Annotated in this window: 6 protein-coding genes and 1 pseudogene; 3 read left to right on the forward strand and 4 right to left on the reverse strand. The window is 68.1% G+C overall.

All coding sequences use genetic code 11. The features are described from left to right. Window position 1 precedes the first annotated feature (1 nt). A complete protein-coding gene (gene ngcE / locus GT045_RS14820; protein WP_161294059.1) occupies window positions 2-1,447 on the reverse strand; it encodes an N-acetylglucosamine/diacetylchitobiose ABC transporter substrate-binding protein in 1,446 nt (481 codons plus the stop codon). Between the two features lie 352 nt (window positions 1,448-1,799). On the opposite strand from ngcE, the gene GT045_RS14825 reads away from it, so the two are divergent. From GT045_RS14825 to GT045_RS14835, 3 genes are all read left to right on the forward strand, one after another. Further along, window positions 1,800-5,600 carry a GH92 family glycosyl hydrolase gene (locus GT045_RS14825; RefSeq protein ID WP_202528089.1) on the forward strand — a complete coding sequence of 1,267 codons (3,801 nt, stop codon included), beginning with the start codon at window positions 1,800-1,802 and terminating at the stop codon, window positions 5,598-5,600. Between the two features lie 480 nt (window positions 5,601-6,080). Continuing rightward, window positions 6,081-10,322, forward strand: a complete 4,242-nt coding sequence (locus GT045_RS14830; protein WP_345942653.1) for a LamG-like jellyroll fold domain-containing protein — start codon at window positions 6,081-6,083, stop codon at window positions 10,320-10,322. A 133-nt stretch (window positions 10,323-10,455) separates the two neighbouring features. Then, window positions 10,456-17,388 carry a polymorphic toxin-type HINT domain-containing protein gene (locus tag GT045_RS14835; RefSeq protein WP_237538587.1) on the forward strand — a complete coding sequence of 2,311 codons (6,933 nt, stop codon included), beginning with the start codon at window positions 10,456-10,458 and terminating at the stop codon, window positions 17,386-17,388. A gap of 585 nt (window positions 17,389-17,973) precedes the next feature. Here GT045_RS14835 and GT045_RS38900 read toward each other — a convergent pair. The 3 genes and pseudogenes from GT045_RS38900 to GT045_RS14855 all read right to left on the reverse strand — a co-directional run bounded on the left by GT045_RS38900 (window position 17,974) and on the right by GT045_RS14855 (window position 23,327). Further along, window positions 17,974-19,271, reverse strand: a pseudogene (locus tag GT045_RS38900) (tyrosine-type recombinase/integrase). After that, window positions 19,268-19,735 carry a hypothetical protein gene (locus tag GT045_RS14850; protein WP_161334444.1) on the reverse strand — a complete coding sequence of 156 codons (468 nt, stop codon included), beginning with the start codon at window positions 19,733-19,735 and terminating at the stop codon, window positions 19,268-19,270. The pseudogene GT045_RS38900 and the gene GT045_RS14850 overlap by 4 nt, the downstream one beginning before the upstream one ends. 322 nt (window positions 19,736-20,057) lie before the next feature. Continuing rightward, window positions 20,058-23,327 carry a GH92 family glycosyl hydrolase gene (locus GT045_RS14855; protein ID WP_161334445.1) on the reverse strand — a complete coding sequence of 1,090 codons (3,270 nt, stop codon included), beginning with the start codon at window positions 23,325-23,327 and terminating at the stop codon, window positions 20,058-20,060. Window positions 23,328-23,696 lie beyond the last annotated feature (369 nt).

Genomic DNA, 23,696 nt, shown 5'->3' on the forward strand with positions numbered 1-23,696 from the left:
GTTACTGGTGCTTGTAGTGCTTGATCGAGCTGTCCTTGGCCGCCTCGTCGGCGAAGCCCTGGATCTTCTTGATGGCCTCGGCCGGGGCGAGCCGGCCCGCCATCATCTCGCCGAGACCGGCGACGCCGATCTTCTCCTTCTGCAGCTGCACGTACCAGTCCTGGAGCCGCGGGTTCACCACGTTGGACCCGGCCAGCTTCAGCGCCGCCACGCCCGACTTCAGGCCCGGCGTGAGGGCGATGCCGGAGGTGCCGCCGTTGTACGCGGTCAGCGACTTGACCTTGGCGGTGAAGTTCTTCGAGGACGCCTCGGAGAGCATGATGCGCAGCTGCTCCATCCCGCCCTCGGTGTTCGCGGCCTTCGCCGGGACGACGAACGGCTCACCGCCGCTGGCCCAGATCGTGCCGAACGGCAGCTTGTCGCTGCCGTCGAGCCCGGTGGGGGCGGAGACGGCCAGGTCGAAGTCCTTCGGGATGACGTTGGCGGACTCGTTCTCCACCCAGGAGCCGTTCGGGATGAACAGCGCCTTGCCCTTAGCCCAGGCCGTCTGCGACTGGATGTGGTCCAGCCCCGGGGTGCCCTGGAGGATGTAGCCCTTCTTGTACAGCTCGTAGTACGCCTCGAAGCACGCCTTGACGGCAGGGTGCTTCCAGGCGTTCGGCTCCAGGTTGTCGATGGCGTCGAGCACCTCCCGGCCGCCGACCTTGCCGATCATCGGGTAGAGCGAGAAGGGGACGTAGTACGGGTACTTGCCGGCGTACGTCCAGCCCGCGATGCCCTGCTTCTTGGCCTTGGCGCAGACCTGGAGCATCTCGTCCCAGGTCTTCGGGTACTCCGCGTCGAGCGAGTCCAGGGCCTTCTGCGAGTACCAGACGCCGTACACCGTGTAGGCGTAGTAGAGGATCCAGACCGGATCGCCGTCGAACTGGCCCATCTCCACGATGCCGGGACGCAGGGTGTCGCGGACCTTCTTGGCCGGGTCGTCGTACGACGGCGCGTCCAGCAGGGGGGTGAGGTCGGCCAGCTGGTTCTTGCCGACGAGCACCCCCATGTCCATCTGTTCGGCACCCGAGTTGTCGATGAGGTCGGGCGGGTTGCCCTGGTTGAAGCGGGGCTGGAGGGTGGACTGGATCTTCTGGGTGGCGGAGAACTTCACCGTGGCCTTGGGGAAGGCGTTCTGGTAGATCTTCACGGCGTCCTCGGCGTACTCCTTGCCGAAGCCGCCGTCGAAGAGGACGAACTCCATCTTGGCCGTGTCGTTGACGCCGAGCGGGTTCTTGGCCGACTTCTTCCCCGTCTTCGCCTTCTCCTGACCGTCGCCGCCGCTGCTGGCGCACGCGGACAGCAGGCCCATCGCCGGGGTGGCGACCAGACCGAGTGCCGCGGACCGCTTGATCAGATCACGCCGGCCGACGCCTTCGGCACCGTGGTTCGAGGTGGATCCCATGCTCAAGTCCTCGCCCTCTCCAGGACTCAGGCGGTGAACCGGATCCTCCCCGGCACCGCTGTCGGGTAGTGCTGGGCCGTGCAGGGTCGTGCTGGAAGTGCCGACAGGTATAGTCCACTTTCCGGCGCCTGAGCAAGATCGAATGCATGGTTCGGGATGGGTCTTTTCCGAGTTGAGACCTCGCGGAAATATGGAGGCCCCGAGAACAGGCCGACGGAAGAATTCGCGACATAACTCCCTGAATGCCATACCCAACACCCTTGACATCACGGGCCACTTGACCACCTACTGGTTCCTGCGCCCAGTATTTGACAACGTTGTCCGCAGGTGGCGCAGGAGGGGAAATCCGTAGATGCAGCGGAGAACTCGGCACAGATGGGGTACGGCGGCCGTCCTCACGGCCGCCTTTGTCATGGCCGTCGGCGCGCAGGGCGCCGCGGTCGCCCTGCCGGCCAGGGCTCCGGCGGCCGACCGGGAGTTCGCATCCTCGTTCGAGGCGGGCGAGCCGGCGCCGGACTGGCTCAACACCGTGGACACCGGCCCGGACGGCGGCAAGCGCGCCTCGGGCGTCGACGGCGGCTACAGCACCGGCATCCCGGGCAACGTCACCGACCATGTCACCGAAGTCCGGGCGAGCGCGGAGAACCCGGGCGCGGGCGAGGTCAAGGAGAACCTGGTCGACGGCGAGCCGGGGACCAAGTGGCTGGCGTTCGCGACCACCGGCTGGGTGGAGTTCGACCTGGACAAGCCCGTCAGGATAGCGACGTACGCGCTCACCTCGGCCAACGACTTCGACGCGCGCGACCCCAGGGCCTGGACCCTGGAGGGCTCCGCCGACGGCAAGGACTGGAAGCCGGTCGACAGCCGGTCGGGCGAGAACTTCTCCGAGCGCTTCCAGACGAAGGCGTACGACCTCACCGAACCGGTGGAGTACCAGCACTTCCGGCTGGAGGTGACGGAGAACAACGGCGCCCCGGACATCCTGCAACTCGCCGACGTGCAGTTCTCCACCGGGGGCGGCGGCGGACCGGTGCCGCAGGACATGCTGACCCTCGTCGACAAGGGCCCGAGCGGCTCCCCGACCGCCAAGTCGGGCGCCGGGTTCACCGGGAGGCGTGCGCTGCGCTACGCCGGCCGGCACACGGCGGACGGCCGCGCGTACTCGTTCAACAAGGTCTTCGACGTGAACGTGCGGGTCGGCCGCGACACCGCGCTGTCGTACCGCGTCTTCCCGTCGATGGCGGACGGCGACCGCGACTACGACGCGACGTACGTCTCCGTCGACCTGGCCTTCACCGACGGCACCTACCTGAGCGGCCTGGGCGCCGTCGACCAGCACGGCTTCCCGCTGTCCCCGCGCGGGCAGGGCGACTCGAAGGCCCTGTACGTCAACCAGTGGAACAACGTGGCGGCGCGCATCGGCTCGGTGGCGGCGGGCCGGACCGTCGACCGGATCCTGGTGGCCTACGACTCCCCCGACGGCCCCGCGAAGTTCCGCGGCTGGCTCGACGACGTCTCGCTCCGGCCGCTGGCGCCGGAGAAGCCGAAGGCGCACCTGGCGGACTACGCGCTGACCACCCGCGGCACCAACTCCAGCGGCAGCTTCTCGCGCGGCAACGACTTCCCGGCGACGGCCCTGCCGCACGGCTTCAACTTCTGGACGCCGGTGACCAACGCGTCCTCGCTGAGCTGGCTGTACGAGTACGCACGTGCGAACAACGCCGACAACCTGCCGACGATCCAGGCGTTCAGCGCGAGCCACGAGCCGAGCCCGTGGATGGGCGACCGGCAGACGTTCCAGGTGATGCCGTCGGCCGCGTCCGGTACCCCGGACACCGCCCGTGCGGCCCGGGAGATGCCCTTCCGGCACGAGAACGAGACCGCGCGGCCGTACTACTACGGGGTGCGGTTCGAGAACGGCCTCAAGGCGGAGATGACGCCGACCGATCACGCGGCGGTGCTGCGCTTCACGTACCCCGGCGACGACGCGAGCGTGCTGTTCGACAACGTCACCGAGCAGGCCGGCCTGACCCTGGACAAGGAGCACGGGACCGTCACCGGCTACTCGGACGTGAAGTCGGGCCTGTCCACGGGCGCCACCCGGCTGTTCGTGTACGGCGAGTTCGACAAGCCGGTCACGGACGGTACGGCGAGCGGGGTGAAGGGCTATCTGCGGTTCGCCGCGGGCGCCGACCGCACGGTCACCCTGCGCCTCGCGACCTCGCTCATCGGCGTCGACCAGGCGAAGGACAACCTGCGCCAGGAGGTCGGCGGTGCCTCCTTCGACACCGTCGAGGCGCGTGCCCTGCGCGCCTGGGACAGGCTGCTGGGCAAGGTCGAGGTGGAGGGCGCGACCACCGACCAGCTGACCACGCTCTACTCCGGCCTCTACCGGCTGTACCTCTACCCGAACTCCGGCTTCGAGAAGGTCGGCGGCCGGGACCGGTACGCCTCGCCGTTCTCCGCCATGCCGGGCCCGGACACCCCGACCCACACCGGCGCGAAGATCGTCGACGGCAAGGTGTACGTCAACAACGGCTTCTGGGACACCTACCGGACCACATGGCCGGCGTACTCGCTGCTGACCCCGTCCCAGGCGGGCGAGATGGTCGACGGGTTCGTGCAGCAGTACAAGGACGGCGGCTGGACCTCCCGCTGGTCCTCCCCCGGATACGCCGACCTGATGACCGGCACGTCCTCGGACGTGGCGTTCGCCGACGCCTACGTGAAGGGCGTGAAGTTCGACGCGAAGGCGGCGTACGACGCGGCCGTGAAGAACGCCACCGTCGTCCCGCCCTCCTCGGGCGTGGGCCGCAAGGGCATGAGCACCTCGCCGTTCCTCGGGTACACCTCCACCGACACGGGCGAGGGCCTGTCGTGGGCGATGGAGGGATACGTCAACGACTACGGCATCGCCAGGATGGGCGAGGCGCTCTACCGCAAGACGGGCGAGAAACGCTACAAGGAGGAGTCGGCGTACTTCCTCAACCGGGCGCGGGACTACGTGCGGCTGTTCGACGCCAAGGCCGGTTTCTTCCAGGGCCGGGACGCCGAGGGTGACTGGCGCGTGGCGTCCACGCGGTACGACCCGCGCGTGTGGGGCTACGACTACACGGAGACCAACGGCTGGGGTTACGCCTTCACCGCCCCGCAGGACAGCCGGGGCCTGGCGAACCTGTACGGCGGCCGGCAGGGTCTCGCCGACAAGCTCGACGAGTACTTCGCCACCCCCGAGACGGCCTCCCCCGACTACGTGGGCTCCTACGGCGGCGTCATCCACGAGATGACGGAGGCCCGGGACGTCCGGATGGGCATGTACGGCCACTCCAACCAGGTCGCGCACCACGTCATCTACATGTACGACGCGGCCGGCGAGCCCTGGAAGGCGCAGGCACATGTCCGGGAGGCGCTCTCCCGGCTCTACACGGGCAGCGAGATCGGGCAGGGCTACCACGGCGACGAGGACAACGGCGAGCAGTCGGCCTGGTACCTCTTCTCCGCGCTCGGCTTCTACCCGCTGGTCATGGGCAGCGGTGAGTACTCCATCGGCTCCCCGCTGTTCAAGAAGGTGACCGTGCACCTGGAGAACGGCCGGGACCTGGTGGTGCGGGCGCCGCACAACAGCGCGAAGAACGTCTATGTCCAGGGCGTGATGCTCGACGGACGCCCGTGGACGTCGACCTCGCTGCCGCACTCACTGCTGTCCAAGGGCGGGGTGCTGGACTTCTTCATGGGCTCCAGGCCGTCGGCGTGGGGCACGGGCCCGGACGCGGCACCGGTCTCCGTCACCCAGGACGACCGGGTGCCGACACCCCGCGCGGACGTCCTGAAGGGTGAGGGCGCGCTCTTCGACGACACCTCGGCGACGAGCGCGACGCTCACCTCGGCCGGCCTGCCGGCCCCGGACGGCGTGCGGCCGGTCCAGTACACCCTGACGTCGGGCGCCGACCACACCAGGGCACCGACCGGCTGGACCCTCCAGGGCTCCGCCGACGGCACGACCTGGCACACCCTGGACCGCCGCTCCGGTGAGACGTTCGCCTGGGACCGCCAGACCCGGGCCTTCACCGTCGCCGCCCCGGGAACGTACGCGAAGTACCGGCTGCTCCTGGACGGCGAGTCGACCCTGGCGGAGGTGGAACTGCTGGCCTGACGGGACGGTACGGAGGCGGCCCGCACCCGGACGTCGGGTGCGGCCGGGCGATTCCGCCCTGCTGGATGTGGTCCGGCAGGGCGGAAAGCCACGACGGGGCTGATCCGGGTGGAGGCCCTGCGGGGGCCGGTGAGTGGCCGGCGTCTCTGACGGAGTGCAGGAGCGGCTTGGCCCGTCCGGCTGGGATCTCTTTCAGTGTCCAAGTCGGTCAGGGCGTCACCGCTGAACGTGATCCCCATCCAGAGTCACAGCCCGTGTGTTTCTTGTCACTGGTTGCTCTGACTCCCTTTGGTCTCCCTGACGCGCGATGTCCGTTTTTCACTGCCTAGACCTGCGCTTGGCCCCCCGTTTACGGTCATGTGCACAAACGGTAAAGGGTCGGTTACAGCGGGGACAGGGCCTGGGGAGGCCCTGGGGGGAGGGTGTGTCATGCCTGTGGGTAGACGATGGGGCGTCACTACAGCGGTGGTGTGCGCCGCAGTGACGCTGGGCCTTCTCCCACCATCCGACGCGCTGGCAGCCGACAGCACCGAAGCGGCCGTCCCGGCGTCGCAGGTCGCAGGTACGGACGCCGCCGGCACCGCCTCCGCAGCCACAGAGGCGGAAGCAGTAGCCCGGGCCAAGCAACTGGGCCGGTCCGTCGAGGTCGCCTCCCTGAGAGCGGAGAGCAGCGAGGTCTTCGCTACTCCCGACGGCAAGTTGGAGGCACGCGAGCATCTGCGCCCCGTCCGGGTGCGTGTCGACGGGATGTGGAAAGCCATCGACACCGACCTGGCCCCAGCAGGGAACGGGATGGTGGCACCGAAGGCCACGACCGTCGGCCTGGAATTCTCCGGAGGCGGCGACGGTCCGATGGTCAGAATGACGAAGGCGGGACGCGAACTGTCTCTCTCCTGGCCGGGGCAGCTGCCTGCCCCGCAGCTGCGGGACGACACCGCGACCTACGCAGACGTGCTCCCAGGAGTCGATCTGCGGTTGGGCGCACAGCAGGACGGCTTCACCCAGCTCCTCGTCGTGAAGTCGGCCGAGGCCGCTTCCAGCAAGGAACTGACGCAACTTCGCCTCAAGCTGGACGCGAGCGGCATGGAGGTGAAGGAAACCGGTGCCGGAGGTCTTCGGGCCGTAGACAACGGCGCGGGTGGCACGGTGTTCGAGGCGGCGCAGCCATTGATGTGGGACTCCAGCGCCGGCGCCTCGGCGCAGAAGACAGCGACTGCGCCACGTCAGGCTGCCTCGGAAGCGGTGGGCAGGGCCGGCGATGAGGGAGAGCCCGGCGCGGCGGAGTCGGGCAAGCTGGCGCCGGTCGGAGTGGAGGTCGCCGCCGGCCAGGACGAGCTGGTGCTGACGCCGGACACCGAGGTCTTGCACGGCAAGGACACGGTGTATCCGGTGTACATCGACCCGAAGTGGGACACCCCCAAGGCCACGGCCTGGACCGTGGCGTCGAAGTACTGGGCGTCATCCCCACAGTGGAAGTTCAACGGTGACCCGGACGCCGGCCTGGGCTACTGCGCCTGGTACTACTGCAAGCCCTACGACACCAAGCGCCTCTTCTACCAGATCCCGGTCTCGAAGTACGCCGGCAAGGACGTCCTGTCCGCCGAGTTCGTCGTGCGCAACACGTGGTCGGCGTCCTGCAACGCGCGAGGTGTGGAGCTGTGGCGGACCAAAGCGATTTCCTCCTCGACCACTTGGGACTCCCAGAACGCGTCCGGTTTCTGGATCGACCATCTGAGGACGACGCCGTTCGCCTACGGCTTCGAGGGGTGCGCGGCGAGGGACGCCGAGTTCGACGTGAAGTCGGCCGTGCAGCGGGCAGCGGACGCGAAGTGGTCGACCATGACGTTCGGTCTGCGCGCCGACGACGAATCCGACGCCTACGGCTGGAAACGGTTCTCCGACGACGCCTATCTGCGGGTGAAGTACAACCGTCCGCCGCAGCAGATCAGGGCGTCACAGCTGGAGATGGAATACGGCGGCTCGTGCAAGTCGCCGTCGGCTGCACCCAGGGTGCGCACCCTGGGCAAGATCTACGCGAACGACGTGACTGATCCTGATGGTGACAACATCGCTGTCCAGTTCCAGGCGAAGTGGGACGCAGGAGACGGCAAGGGTCTGATCGCGCGTTGGAAGCCGGCGCTGACCACGTACAAGCGGTCCGGTGAGCGCTTCGTGGTGTCGTTGCCCTCGTCGATTCCGCCTCAAAGATCGGTGAACTGGTACGTCCGTTCCTACGACGGCGCCCAGTACTCGCCTTGGTCGTACGCCGGGGGCGCGACCAGTTGCTACTTCGTCTACGACACCTCCGTGCCGGCAGCACCGACGATCACCTCAGGCGAGTATCCGCAGCCGGATGACAGCAATCCCGATGACCCATGGCTCGACGGTATGGGCAAGTACGGCACCTTCGAGTTCAAGGGTGCCAACAGCGACGTCGTGAAGTACTACTTCGGCATCAACGAAGATCCGTCGTCCAAGAACACCCTCACCACCTCAGGAGGGGCGGCGAGGATCGCGAGACTTCTTCCGGCCAAGCCGGGACTGAACCGCGTGACCGCCAAGGCGTTCGACGCAGCAGGAAACGCCAGCGAGATCCGCACCTACCAGTTCCGCGTCAAGGCAGGACAGCCTGAACGCGCGATGTGGCAACTGGACGACGATGCCGGCGTATCCAGCGCTTCGGGCACGGCACCGCAACGAACGGTGCGTCTGAACGGAGGCGCCACGCCGCAAGTCGCCGGTGCCAAGGGCACAGCAGTGTCGTTCGACGGCGTGGACGACTACGCCGTCAGCGACATCCCCGTCATCGACACCTCAACGAGCTTCTCGGTCTCCACCTGGGTCAAGCTCGATACCCTCCCCGACCACGCGGCCGTCGCGCTCACCCAACCCGGCGACAATTCACCCGGGTTCGAGCTCTACTACTCCGCGGGCCTGGACCGATGGGTGTTCAGCCAGCACACCTCGGACACGCTCAACTCGGGCAGTGTCACGGTCAAGGCCTCCACCCCGGGAGGCGTGAAGGCCGGCGAATGGACCCACCTGGTGGGCACCTACAGCGCGGGCAGCGATGAACTGAAGCTGTACGTCGACAATCAACTCGTGGGCACGACCGGTTACAGCACCCCCTGGGACGCGCGGCGCGGCCTGCAGTTCGGTGCGGCGAGCCTCAACGGCAAGAGGACGAACTACTTCCCCGGCGCGATCGACGAGGTGCAGATCTTCGACAAGCCCCTCACCGCGGCCGAGGTGACCCAGCTGTACGGCAAGTCGTCCTCCACCCTCGGCCGGCCCGCACGGGCCGTGTTCACGATGGACGAGCCGGACACCGCCACCGAGCTGACCGGCAGGGCCGAGGTCCCGGACGCCACCCTCATGAACGGGGCCAAGCCCGGACAGCCGGGCATCGCCGGCAAGGCGCTGACACTGGACGGAGTCGACGACTACGCCACCACCAGCCGACCGATTCTGAACAACCTCAGCAGCTACACCATCTCCGCGTGGGCCAAGCTGCCGAAGACCAGACCGAACCATGCGGCGGTCGTCGCCACCCAGGCGGGCGCCCACCGCTCGGGTATGGAGCTTTACTACTCCAACACCTCCGACCGGTGGGTGATCAGCGAGTTCTCGGACGACTCCGCAACCGCCACCCCGATCCGCGCCATGCAGGCCGACGGCCAGACCGCTTACGGCGACACCTGGACACACCTCGTCGGCGTGCACGACACCGTCGCCAACAAACTGACCCTGTACGTCAACGGCACCAAAGCAGGTGAAACAGACCTGCAGGCAAGCTGGTACGCCGGCGGCTCGCTACAGATCGGCGCCGGCTCCAACGAAAGCCGACCCAGCTGGTTCTTCCCCGGCCAGATCGACGACGTCCGGCTCTTCGACCGGCCCGCGTCCGCCCAAGAAGTCCAGCAGCTGTTCAAACAGCGGCCTCTGGTCAAGGGACGCTGGACGTTCGAGCAGGCGACCGGCTTGCCGCTCGTCACTCCGGACGCGTCCTCGTCGAACAACGACATGACCTTGTACGGCGTCGATCACCTCAACGGTGGCCTGGCCGACGGCGGCAGGGCCGACGGTGGCGTGACTCTTGACGGCATCAACGACTACGGCACGACTGCCACGGTGCCGGTGGACACCAGTAGCAGCTTCACTGTCACCGCATGGGCACAAGCGGCAGCGGCCCCCGCCAAGGGCGTCACCCTGCTGAGCGTCCCAGGCACGAAAAAGAGCGCCTTCACGGTCCGCTACGAACCACCCACCACGCCAGGGTCTGACCCCGGACGGTGGCGGATCGCGATGGCCTCAACCGACGCCGACAACGCCACCGTCGCCCAAGTCGACAACAGCCAGTTCTACTGGCCCACCGACTGGACGCACCTGGCCCTCGTCTATGACGGTTTCTCCAAGCACCTGACCCTGTACGTCAACGGTGAACAGGAAGAAGTCGCCTGCAAGGACGACGACGGTGACGGCGCCGCCGACGACGCCGCCTGCACGGACAAGTTCTCGTGGGCGGACGACGTACTGGCCTTCAAGGCTGCGCAGCCGATGCAACTCGGCAGGCTCAAGACCGGAACGAACACCGGCAGCGAGTACTGGCCGGGCGCCATCGCCGACGTGTGGGCCTTCCAAGGCGCACTGTCGGACGAGCAGATCAGATCGGTGGCCATGGGGCAGCCCGGGATGGCAACCGAAGTACCCGGCGTCGACTGACAGTCGGCGGGCCCTCACAGCGTGAGGGCCCGCCCCGGAAGTCTTTGCCCGGCAATCCCACTCACTTCAGCCCACTGTGCGCTCGGTACGCACGCGGAGCACCGCAGTCGAAGGACGAAGGACGAAGGACACGATGAACGGCAGATCGAGCAGACGTTTCCAGGGCTTCCGGCGACGTCTGGCACTGGCTTCGGCCACTGTCATGGTGGGCACGCTCCTGCAAGGAGTCACGCAGCCCGCTCTTGCCGCGGACAGCGGCAAGGGACGGCCCTCCCTGCCCGCCTCCGAGCGCCCGGTTGCCACCACGACCGGCAAGGTCAAGCCACGCACCCTGATGAAGGGGCCGAGGACCCCGCAGGCGATACCCGATGCTGCATGGCCCAAGGCAGCATCCACGGTCGTGCACATGCCGGCTGCCGCCGAGGAGAACGCCGCGCCAGCCGTCCGCGCCAAGGGCATGCCGCTGGTCCTCGACACACAGGGCACTGCGCGCAAGAATCCCTTCCGCGGGGACGTCGAGGCACGCCTGCTCAGCCGCTCCGCGGCGCAGAAGGCGGGCGTCGACGGCACACTGCTCACCCTGAAGCCCGTCACGAAGCCCACCTCCAAGGCCGTTACGAGGACCGGACATTTGGGCCGCGTCCAGGCTCACCTCGACTACTCCGCCTTCGCCGGAGCCTACGGCGGCGGCTACGCCTCCCGCCTCACCATGGTCGAGTTGCCCGCCTGCGCACTCACGACACCGGACAAGGCTGGCTGCCGCTCGAGCAAGCCGGTCCCCACGGTCAACGATGCGGAAAGGCAGACCCTGACCGCCCAGAGCGTGGGCCTCGACGCCGGCTCCGCCACGGTGCTCGCGGCTGTCTCCGGTGCTGGAAGCTCCCAGAGCGACTACAAGGCGACGTCTCTTTCTCCCTCGGCGACCTGGAACACCAACCTCAACACCGGCGACTTCACCTGGTCCTACGAAATGCCTGCTCCCGAGGTCCCCGGGGGTCTGGCACCCAAGGTGGGTCTGTCCTACTCCTCCGGCTCGGTCGACGGGCGCACGGCCAACACCAACAATCAGTCGTCCTGGGTGGGCGACGGCTTCGACCTGTGGTCCGGATACATCGAGCGCCGCTACAAGCCGTGTGCCGACGACGGCGTCAAGCACGCGGACGGCAGCAAGCCTGGCGACCTGTGCTGGGGCTACGACAACGCCTTCATCACCTTCAACGGCAAGGGCGGGGAACTCGTCCCCACCGGCAAAGACTCCTGGAAGCTCAAGGACGACGACGGAACGAAGATCGACCACCTGACGTCCAGCGACCGGGACAACGGCGACAACGACAACGAGTACTGGCGCCTCATCACACCGGACGGTACGCAGTACTACTTCGGATACAGTCACCTGCCTGGCTGGGCCGCAGGCAAAGAGACCACCGACTCCACCTGGACCGCCCCCGTCTTCGGTGACGACGTCGACGAGCCCTGCCACGCCTCCAGCTTCGCTGCCTCGTACTGCCAGCAGGCCTGGCGGTGGAACCTCGACTACGTCGTCGACGTGCATGGCGACGCCATCGCCTATTACTACGACAAAGAGGGCAACTCCTACGGTCGTAACCTTGAGGCCAAGGACGACACCCCCTATGTGCGTGGCGGGACTCTGGACCGCATCGAATACGGGTTGACGTCCTCGTCCGTGTACAGCACCAAGGCCCTGGCCAAGGTCGACTTCACCAGCGATGAGCGCTGCCTGCCGGACACCCGTACCAAGTGCACGGACATCTCCACCGACGCCTTCTACTGGTACGACACGCCCTGGGACCTGAACTGTGACGCCGGAAAGGACTGCGACAAGGGCCGCTTCTCTCCGACCTTCTTCACCCGCAAGCGGCTCACCGATGTCACCACCCAGGTCTACAACGGCACCGCGTACCACGATGTCGACTCCTGGCATCTGAACCACCGCTGGGGAACAGCCGACACCGACTACCAGCTGCTGCTCGACTCCGTTCAGCACACGGGCCGCAGCGCCGCACCGGCGATCGCCCTGCCGAAGGCCACCTTCGCGTACACCCAGCTGGCGAACAGACTGGACAAGACCGGTGACGGCTTCCCGCCGTTCATCAAGGACCGTCTGTCCACCGTCGCCGACGAGTTCGGTGGGCAGATCGACGTCAACTACTCGGCCCCGGCATGCCACTGGGACACACTGCCCACACCCGAGACCAACACCACCCGCTGCTTCCCCCAGTACATCGGCGGCAGTTCTACGGACGACGCCGAACAGAAGTGGTTCAACAAGTACGTCGTCACCTCCGTCACCGCCACCGACCGCACCGGCGGCGCCCCCGACCAGGTCACCCGGTACGACTACCTGGACGGCGCGGCCTGGCACTACGACGATGACGACGGGTTGACCAAGGAGAAGGAAAAAACCTGGTCCCAGTGGCGTGGTTACGGGCACGTCCGAGTCCGCACCGGCGGCCAGGGCGGCGACACCGCGATGAAGAGCCAGCAGGACAGCTTCTTCCTGCGCGGCATGGACGGCGACCGCAAGACCACCGCCGGAGGCGCCAAGAGCGTCAGCATCGCTCTCGGCGATGGCGAGGGCGACCCGATCACGGACGAGTCAGCGTCGACCGGCTTCACCTACAAGACGGTCACCTACTCCGGTCCCGACGGCAAGATCCTCGCCAAGAACGTCAACCGCCCCTGGCACCACGAGACGGCGAAGAAGGTGAGGGACTGGGGCACCGTCACCGCCAACTTCACCGGCACCGCCGGCTCCAGGACCTGGACCTCCCTGGACGACGGCGCAGGCACCTCCTGGCGCACCACGTCCACGGCCACGACCTATGACACCGTCGCCGGACGTGCCACGCAGGTCGACGACTTCGGGGACAGCGGCACCAAGACCGACGACACTTGCACCCGCACCACCTACGTCACCAACTCCACCGCCAACATCCTCACCCTGCCCTCCCGCGTAGAGGCGGTGGCCAAGTCCTGTGCCGACGCGGTCAATCGCCCGGACGACGTGATCTCGGATGTGCGGTCCGCATACGACGGTGGCGCTTATGAGGCGGCTCCGACCAAGGGGGATCCGACGAGCACCGCGGTGCTCAAGCAGTACGACGGCACCACCGCCGTCTACCTGGAGTCCGGCACCACCTACGACAGCTACGGACGCCAGCGCACCACCACCGACCTGACCGCGGACGTCAAGGTCACGGCCACTGGCACCGTCACGCGTACCGCGCGTGCCGACGGCCGGACCACCACCACGGCCCCCGACCCCACCACCGGCTTCGCGACCAAGGTCAGCATCACCACTCCACCGGCCAAGCCCGGCGACGCCACCACCGCCCAGACCTCCAGCGTCACCTACGACCCCCTGCGCAACCTGCCGAAGAGCCAGACCGACACCAACGGCAAGGTGACCAACTTCGACTATGACGCGCTGGGCCGCTCCACCAAGGTCTGGCTCGCCGACCGCCTCACCGGCCAGACGCCCACCTACGAGTTCACCTACACCGCCGGCGACGGCAAGCCGGTCGCCATCGCCACCAGAACACTTGGCAACAACGGCGCGCAGCTGACCTCATACACCCTCTATGACGGATTCCTGCGGCCGCGCCAGAGCCAGGCCCCCGGTCCTGACGGCGGCAGCCTGCTGAGCGACACCTTCTACGACGAACGCGGCCTGGTAGCCAAGGAGTTCGGTTCCTATTACTCGGTGAAGCCGCCTACGACCGTCCTGGCCAAACCGGAAGACGCGCTCGACGTCGAGACTCAGAACCGCTACTCCTACGACGGTCTCGGCCGACGGATCGAAGCCAAGCAACTTGCCGGCAACGGCGACGGCGGGCCCGTGCTGTCCACCACCAGGACCATCTACGACGGCGACCGCACCACCGTCATCCCGCCTGAGGGCGGCACCGCCACCACCACCCTCGTCGACGCACGAGGCCGTACCACGGCGCTGCGCCAGCTCCACGCCCGCAACGTCGAGGCCGCCTACGACACCACCAGCTACGACTACACACCCCGCGGCGAACTGAAGAAGATCACCGACCCTGCCGGCAACAACTGGTCGTACGCCTACGACCAGCTCGGCCGGCAGACGAAGACCGTCGATCCGGACAAGGGCACCACACTCAACACCTACGACGACCGCGGTCAACTCACCACCACCGACGACGCCCGACCCGACAGCACCACCGACGACCGTCCCGACACACCCCGCCTGTGGTACGGCTACGACAACCTCGGCCGCAAGACAGAGGTGAGGGAGAAGTCCTCCACCGGCACCCTGCGCGCGGCGTGGGTGTACGACACCGTCAGCGGCGCCAAGGGCCAGCTCGCCGCATCCATCCGCTACGACGGCACCAACGCCTACACCAACAAGATCATCGCTTACGACCGCCTCTACCGGCCGCAGAGCACCTCGGTCACCATCCCGGCCGCAGAGAAGGAACTGGCCGGCACCTATATCTCCACCACGTCGTACAACGTGTCGGGGCTCACCAGCGGCGTCGGCTTCCCGAAGGCCGGTGCCCTGTCCGCTGCAACCGCCGTCTTCACCTATGACGACGCCACCTTGCGGCCCACCGCCGTCACTGGCAGCCAGGGGATAAAGGCGACGACGAGCTACAGCCTCACCGGCAAGCCCCTGCAGTACGAGCTGTCCAAGAGCGGCGGCAAGAAGGTCTGGGCCACCAACACCTATGAATGGGGCACCCAGCGCCTGGCCTCCTCGCGCGTGGACCGGGAGGAGATCGCCGGCGTCGACCAGAGCAACAGCTACCACTACGACGAGACGGGCAACGTCCTGTCCGTGTCGGACGTTTCACGCGACGGCACCGACACCCAGTGCTTCACCTACGACTACCTGCTCCGCCTTACCGAGGCCTGGGCCCAGAACACCACGTCCTGCGCCACCACTCCCAGCGGCAGCGTCCTGGGCGGACCCGCCCCCTACTGGCAGTCCTACGCCTACGATCTGGTCGGCAACCGCCGCACCGAGACCATCCACGACCCCACAGGCGACGCGGCCAAGGACACCAAGCGGACCTACACCTACCCCGATCCCGGGAAGGCTCTGCCGCACGCCCTGTCCTCGGTGACCACCACCGGTCCCACCAGTACGGTCCTGGACAGTTATGAGTACGACGAGACCGGCAACACCACCACCCGCTCTCTGAACGGGGACGACCAGAACCTCACGTGGGATCCGGAAGGCCACCTCGCCAAGGTGACCGCCGCAGGCCAGAGCACCGCGTACTTCTACGACGCGGACGGCAACCGGCTGATCGCCCGTACGCCCACCGAGACCACCCTCTACCTCGGGGCTACCGAGATCACGCTGGCAAAGGGCAGCACCACGCCGAAGGTCACCCGTTACTTCGACCTCGGTGGTGGCAACCAGGCCGTCCAGCAGGATGACGGCACCGTCTCCTTCACGCTCGCCGATCACCACGGCACCGCTCAGCTCGCCGTCGCAGGGGACACGCAGAAACTCAGTCAGCGACGCACCCTGCCCTTCGGTGGCATCCGCGGAGCCCAGCCGGCCGCCTGGCCCGGGACCAAGGGCTTTGTCGGAGGCACCGACGACTCGAAGGAGACCGGCCTCACTCATCTCGGCGCCCGTGAGTACGACCCAACGACCGGCCGGTTCATCAGCGTCGACCCGCTCATGACCCCTGCCGACCCGCAGAGTCTGAACGCGTACGCTTACGCCAACAACAGTCCCGTCACCAGCAGCGACCCTTCCGGCCTATGCATGGCCGACCAGTGCGGGATCGGCTACCCCATCGGCGGCACCGGCTCAGGAGGCCGCAAGAAGGAATACGTCAAGAAGGCCCCTCGTGGTGCGGGAGGAGCAGATGCTCCGGCCAACCCCGGGGCCGCCTATCCGGACACCTTGCCGGCCGCCGCCAATGGCGACTCTCGTAACATGGTCAAGTTGCAAGGCGAGTGGCACGTCAAGCTCTACCCGGGCGTCTACTTTCCGGCCGACAATCCCCATGTCAACGAAGTCGCCGCAGAGTTCAACCGCTGGGTCGACTACACCTGTCAGGACTCCGACTTCTATTGTCTGGCGCCCAACGAGGACGGCACCAGCGGTGTTCAGGACTACACGCGAGTCATGGGCATGTTGTACTCCTGCAAGAAGGACTGGAATTGCGGGAAAAACTGGGCCAGCCCTACCGATGCGATCAGAGCCGGCGTCGAAGGCGGCCTGGTAGGCGGCAACGGACAAGCGGGCCGGGTGGCCGGCCGTGGGGCCGGGAGAGGCGCGCGGGCAGAGGGTGGCGGCCCCTGTAGCTTCGACCCGGGCACCCTCGTCCTCCTGGCAGATGGCAAATCCAAGCCCATCGGCAAGGTGAAGCCTGGCGACCAAGTCGAGAGCGCCGACCCCGCGAACGGGAAGCACCGCGGTCCGCGCAAGGTCACTGCCTCCTTCGTCAACCATGACGACGACTTGATCAACGTCCGTGTCCAAGGGCACGACGGAAAGACCCGGACGCTCCACACCACGTCCCTACACCCCTTCTGGAACGACACCACCCATGACTGGGTACGGGCCGGCAGACTCAAGCCCGGGCACCTGCTCATCACCGCTTCCGACGAACACGTACGGATCACCGCAGTCACGGTGCGCACCGGCGCCGCGGACATGTACAACCTCACCGTCAGCGACCTCCACACGTACTATGTGCTGGCGGGGGCTACGCCGGTACTCGTTCACAATGCATCGCCAGGTCAGAAGTGCGATCTGACGCTGGGTGCTGGTCCGAATGCCCGAGAGGGAGTAGGGCTGGAGAACGGCGACATTGAAGCAGATGGCGTTCGAGACCTGATCAACGAAGCCGGAAATAAGTACGGCTGCCACACTTGCGATGCCACGACCCCCGGCACCAAGGACGGGGACTGGATTCCAGATCACCAGCCGCCGTCCAGTCTCGTCGCTCCAGGATCTCCTCAGACGGCGTATCCTCACTGTCTGCCCTGTGCTAGGCGGCAGGGTGGGGTTGTCTCGCAACTTTCACAAGGAAAGAGTAAGAAGGAATGGTAGCTAATAGCCCTGTGGTTGCATTCCTGGCGAAAATCGATCACGGCTGCCTGATCTTGCGGGACGCGGGAAGTGACGACGACGTCAGCGACTGGGACCCGACGTCAAGCAGTTGGTATCGAGAGGGTAGTTCACTCATCTTCGGCGTCCAGGCCAGTGTCGACGGTCCTGTCGAATGCGAGGTATGGAAGTCGACTCCACCTGCGATGCTTCCTGCGAACCTCTTTGAGGTGTCACTCCCGTGTCCATCCGGGTGGCTCGTACTGCACGACCCAAATGAATACGCCCGAATGCAATTCGCGGGGTTCCGTGACTCTGTGATCTGTTCGGTAATGGTGGATGATCCGCAATTTCCGTCAAAGGTTCAGATCCTGCTGAGGGGAGAAGGTAAGTAGCTCCTTGACGCCCGCAGGAACAGGCGAAGCTCTACTCGGGGGGCCTCGCCTGTTTCTCGCAGGAGGCGTGAGGGCGTTGCTCCGCCAGAGGGTGTCGACCTTCCCGCGCAATTCCGAACTGCAAAATGAAGCCCCGTCAGGTGGGCCCTGGCGGGGCTTCTGCATGGGATGACGGCAGTAGTCGACGGCAACGTCAGCGGACGGCTGCGACGCAGGGTGGTGGTTCGCCGCCGTCGGCGCTGACCGTCGTGGCGACCGTCGGGCCGTCGAGGGCGGTGCTGAGGGTGTCGATGGCCTGGCGCTGGAGGCGGAGCCTCACATGGGCGCAGACGGTGGCGGTGACGCCTACCTGGGCGTGGCCGAGGAGTTCCTTGATCACGACGAGCTCGACGCCCTGTTCCAGGAGCAGGGTGGCGGTCGAGTGCCTGAGGTCGTGGAAGCGGATGCGGCGGAGGCCGACCTTGCGGAGAAGCGTGGCGAGGGCACGGGTGAGGTTGGTCGGGTCGATGGGTCGACCCTGCGCTGCGGTGAACACGTGTTCGCCGGGTTACCACGAGGCGTCTGCGGCCTCCCACTCTTGCTGCTGCTGTTCGTGGTGAAGCTTCAGCGAGTGGAGGCAACGGCTGGGAAGGGCGATACGGCGCTCGGAGGCCCGGGTCTGGTGAGCAGCGTGATGAGCCCACCTGCGGCGGCGCCCTGCAAGGTTCGGCTGATCGCGGCGGTGCCCGCGTCGAGGTTGAGGTCTTCCCGGGTCAGGCCGAGGAGTTCGCCCTTACGGAGTCCGGTGTGGGGGGCGAGTTCGAACAGCGCGTGCAACCGGTGTCCGCGCGTGGCCGCGAGGAACTGGCGGGCTTCGTCGGCGGTGAGAGGTTCGAAGCGACGGGGCCGTGGGGTGCCGGGCGGACGTTGCGGGCGACGTTGCGCGGGATCTCTTCCTCGCGGACGGCGAGCTCCAGGGCGGACTTGAGCACGGAACGGATGTAGGCGAGCGTCAGGGGAGAGAGCACCTCGTGGCAGCACTGGCCGGCGGTACAGCAGTGGGGCTCATCGTGCCGGGCGTCGATAACCGAGCGCACAGCACTGGCAGGTGGTGCGGATCTGGTTGAGCCAGGTGCGGACGTCCTTGGCGATGGGCTTGGCCAGCTTCTTCCTGCCCAGGCCGGGATGAGGTAGCGGTTGACGCAGGCGGTGTAGCGGGTGTGGGTGTTCTCGCGGAGGTGGTGGTCGGCGACGTTCTCCAGCCAGTACGTCAGGAACGCGGCCACGCTGCCCTGCGCGGACCGAATGGGGAGGCCGCGATTGCTAGCGGCGATCTTTTCGGTGAGCTTGGGCAGGGCCTTCTTGCAGGTGGTGCCATAAATGCGGATGCGCTTGCGGGTGTTGCCGGGGGCCAGCACGTATCCGGCGCCCCCAGCGGCCGTCCTCGCGCTGGTAGACGGTTCTCTGAACCAGAACTCGTGATGTCGGGCCTCGCGGGCTGAGGTTTGTCAGATGTGGGCCCTGATTTGCCGCACTGGATGCCCGAGTGCGGCCTCGACGGCGGTCAGTTCCTCGTCGCTGAACCAGGTGCGCTCAGGGTTCCAGATGGCGATCTCGAATCGAGCAAAGCCACAGGGCCAGTCATAGTCCAGTGCGTCCAGCGAGGTCGCGGTGCCGCAGCAGGGGACCACCACGGCGAGGGTTGCGAAGCCGTCGTCGCAGTGGGCCTCGAGCAGGTCGCCCCACCACTCGGTGTCGATCGACGCACCGCAGTGGGGACACCCGATCTTCTGCAGATTCTGACCGCAGTCGACGACGGCGAGTGTGTCGTGCCAGGTGACGTCGATCTCGACGTCGTCGCCGCCGGGGAGCCCGGGGACCAGGTCTTCCACGATCGACGCAGTACGGTCGGCCGCGGCCTGCTCGGGCTGCCAGTGCGGGTCGGTCGGAATGACGGAGAGGACGTCGTCGCTCATGGGCTCACTCGATTCGTCGGGCGGGAACCTCATTCCAGGCGACGCGATGCTACTGATCGCGCGTGGGGGGGCGGGTTCTCAGCTGGTCACGCGTCGAGGGCCGGCCCGGTGCCGGTGAGGCAGCCGTCGAGCAGTTGGCGTCGATACCGCAGCATCTTGAGCTTGCGCTTCACGGTCCGGGTGATCTGCCCCAGGTCGGCGGCGGCGAGATTGCCGAGGTCGTGCTTCTGCTCCCCCGCTGGAACACGTCCAACGGGGGAGATCGACCAACAGCGTCCCGGTGTCCGAGGGCGGTACCTGCGGGCCGCCCGGTGCGCCGGGGTCAGGCCGTGGCGAGGGTGAAGACGTGGAGGTCCGTGGCGCGCGGGAGGGTGACGGCGGCGATCCGTTTGCCGGCCGGGGCCCGGTACGGGGTGGTGGCGAAGACGTACGTCGGCACGGGGTCCCTGTCCGCGCCCGCGACGTTGCGGTACGCGGTCTTGGCGACGACTTCGTTGCCGTACCGGACGGTGCCGCCGCCACCGCCCATGGTCCAGTCGGTGAAGGACAGGTCGGCGGTGCCGGTGGTGCCGTCGGTGTAGGTGACGGTCGCTTCGGCCCGCTGGTCGCCGTCGACGGCGCTGCCGATGAAGGACAGCGCGGCTGCGGGGGCGGGCAGCCGGACGGTCTGGCCGGCGGCGGTGGCGTTGTCGGGGCGGCCGGCCGGTGAGCCGGGCCAGGTGAAGCCGAGGCCGCCGGCCGTGGAGTGCCCGCCCGGGGTGAGGCCGGCCGCCGCGAGGGCCTGGCGGGAGTAGCTCCAGCCGCCGCCGTCGTAGTCGGCCTCGTCGTGTTCGCCGGTGTCGTCGGAGATGCCCGTGCTGTCGTAGGCGGCGAGCAGGGTGCCGTGGGCGGCCACGGTGAGCGACACCGGCTGGGCGTAGGAGGAGTCGCCCGAGGTCACGGTGATCCTGACGTCGGCGAAGCCCTGCTCGGCGTCCCGGGCCGCGGTGAGGGTGATCTCCTGGGCGCCGTCGGTCACGGTGCCCTCGGCCGGGGCGGCGCTCACCCCGGGCGGGGTCTCCACCCGGAAGCGCACCTCGGGGCCGGTGCCGCCGGTCAGCGACAGCGCCCGGACACCGACCTTCGTGCTGTCCCCCGGGGCGAGGGTGGCCGTGGTGGGGCCGACCCCGATCTGGTACGGCTGCTCGCCCTCCCGGAACGACGGCGGCGGGCTGTCCGCGCCCCAGCCGCGGTCCGGGACGGAGGACAGGGTGTAGTCGAGCCGGCCGCCGTCCCGGACGAAGGACGCGGGCAGCCAGGGGCGGTCGGCGGCCCGGCCGTCGACCTTAAGGGACCGGACGTAGGGGGCGTCGGCGGCCGCTCCGGTGGCGTGGACGGTGATGTCGCCGCCCCGCGGGCGGTGGATCTCGATCCGTTCGAACAGCGGTGAGGCCAGTACCAGTTCGGCACGGGACGGTACCTGTGGGTACATGCCGAGGGCGGAGAAGACGTACCAGGCGGACATCGCGCCGAGGTCGTCGTTGCCCGGGATGCCGCCGGGCTCGGTGGTCCACAGCTGCCGCATCGCCGCGCGGACGGTCTCCTGCGTCTTGTAGGGGGCGCCCGCGTAGTCGTACAGGTAGGGGACGTTGATCGACGGCTCGTTGTCCAGCTCGGACTTGGTGCCGCCGCTGCCGGTGAAGGCCCAGCCGCCGCCGGCGTCGTGGAAGAAGTCGTCCAGCCTGGCCAGTGCCCTGTCCCGGCCGCCCATCGCCGCGAAGAGGCCCGCCGGGTCGTGCGGGACCATCCAGGTGTACTGGGCGGCCGTGCCCTCGACGAATCCGCTGCCGGTGCCCGGCGTGAAGCCGGGGACCCAGCTGCCGTCCGCCTTGCGGCCCGCGATGTAGCCGCCGCCCGGATCGGCCGCGACGTCGAAGCTGTTCTGCCACCACTGGGCGCGGCGGGCGAAGGCGGCCGCCGTGTCCTTCCTCCCCGCCGCGCGGGCGAGCTGGGACAGCGCGAAGTCCGCGGTGGACATCTCCAGGGTCTCGGCGGCCCCGCCCCAGGCGTTGGAGACGGAGGGCATGTAGTGCAGCTTCAGGTACTTGTCGAGCGAGGGCCGCTGCCCCACCGACAGCACGGGCTTGCCGGCCGGGGAGAGGTCCCCGGCCGTGGGTACGGTCGCCGCCCGGACGAGCGAGGCGAGGGCGCCTCGCAGGTCGAAGTCCTCGCCGCCGAAGGCGCGGATGCCGGCCAGCGCGGTCGGCGAGGGGTCGCCGTTCATGACGTGGGTGCCGCTCGCGCCGTGCAGCCAGCGGTCCCAGACACCGCCGTTCTGCCGGGCGAGTTCGTACAGGGACTGCGCGATGTCCGAGCCCGTGCGCGGGTTCAGCAGGGTCAGCAGCTGCACCTGGTCGCGGTACACGTCCCAGCCGGAGAAGGTGCCGTACTGGGCCCGGTGCCCCCTGCCGACGGTGTGCACCCTGCCGTCGGCGCCGCGGTACCGGCCGTCGGCGTCGCTGATGACGTTCGGGTGGAGCAGTGCGTGGTAGAGCGCGGTGTAGAAGGTGGTGCGCTCGGCGTCCGTGCCGCCGCCGACCCGGACGGCTCCCAGGCGTTCCCGCCAGGCCCGGCGGGCGGCGTCCCGGACGGCGTCGAAGGACCGGCCCGGCGGGTTCTCGGCGGCCAGGTTGTCCTCGGCGGCCTCCGGGCTGACGTAGGAGATGCCGACCTGGGCGTTCACCGGGCCGTCGCCGGGCGCGAACTCCACGTAGGCGCCCGCGCCCTTCCCGGCGACGGGCCGTCCGCCCTGCGAGAAGCCGCCGGTCCCGCCGGAGGTGTGCCGGGACCCGGGCTCCAGGTCGCCGTCGTGCCAGGTGCCGGTGGACGTGAAGGCGCGGTCGAAGCGCGCGGTGAAGTAGAGGGTGTAGTAGGCGCGTCGTCCCTCGGGGTCGAGATAGCCGCAGAAGTTGCCGGAGGTGACCGAGCCGGAGATCGTCCGGGTGGCCGGGTCGACGGTGACCGTCGAGTCCTGTGAGCCCACCTCGGAGTTGGCGGTGCGCACGAGCAGGGAGGCGGCCCTGCCCGCCGGGTAGGCGAAGCGGGCCGAGCCGGTGCGGGCGGTGGCGGTGAGGTCGGCGGTGACGCCGGAGGCCAGGCCCACCTTGTAGTGGCCGGGCTCGGCGGTCTCGTCGGCGTGGCTGAAGCCGGACGCGTAGACGGCATCGGCGGTGTCGCTCGCCGGTGAGGAGGTGACCTCGCCCGCGTACGGGAAGAACGGGATGTCCCCGCTGCCGCCGGCGCAGCCGGTGCCGGACATGTGGGTGAGGCTGAAACCCCGGATGCGGGTGGCGTCGTACCGGTAGCCGCCCGGGGCGGCGGTTCTCGTCGCGTCGCCGCGCGTGTTCTCCGGGCTCCAGGAGAGCATGCCGAACGGCACGACGGCGCCCGGGAAGACGTCGCCGCCGTTGCCGGTGCCGATCAGCGGGTCGACGTACCCGGTGGGGTCCTCGACGAGGCCGGGTGGTGCGGTGGCCGCCGCGAGGGCGGGAGGGGCGGTGCCGGCGGTCGCCAGAAGCGCGGCCAGCAGCAGGGACGTGGGTCGGAAACGCATGACGCGGCCCTTCCTCCTAACGGACGGGTCGCGCACCACAGGTCGCACAAGCCGCAGGGACAGTAGCGTGCGCCACCGGTACCACGGAAGAGCGCGTACGCCTCGGCAGGCGCGCCACCGGGTTCACCCGGACGGGGCGGGCCAAGTGGGTTGACATCGTTGTCGGTTGAGGCGGTAGAGTCACCTCAGGACCAGATGACAACGATGTCGCGCCGCCCGTCCGTCACACAAGCCGTGTACGTCCAGGCCAACCCCTCCGGGCAGGTACACCCACCCCCCTCACCTGCCCGGCTCGCGGACCCGGTGACTCGGCCACCGGGTCCGCCGGAGCCGTCCGACGCGTCGGCGCGGCCGACGCCGTGACCCGCG

The sequence above is a fragment of the Streptomyces sp. SID486 genome (assembly GCF_009865385.1).
GTDB lineage: Bacteria > Actinomycetota > Actinomycetes > Streptomycetales > Streptomycetaceae > Streptomyces.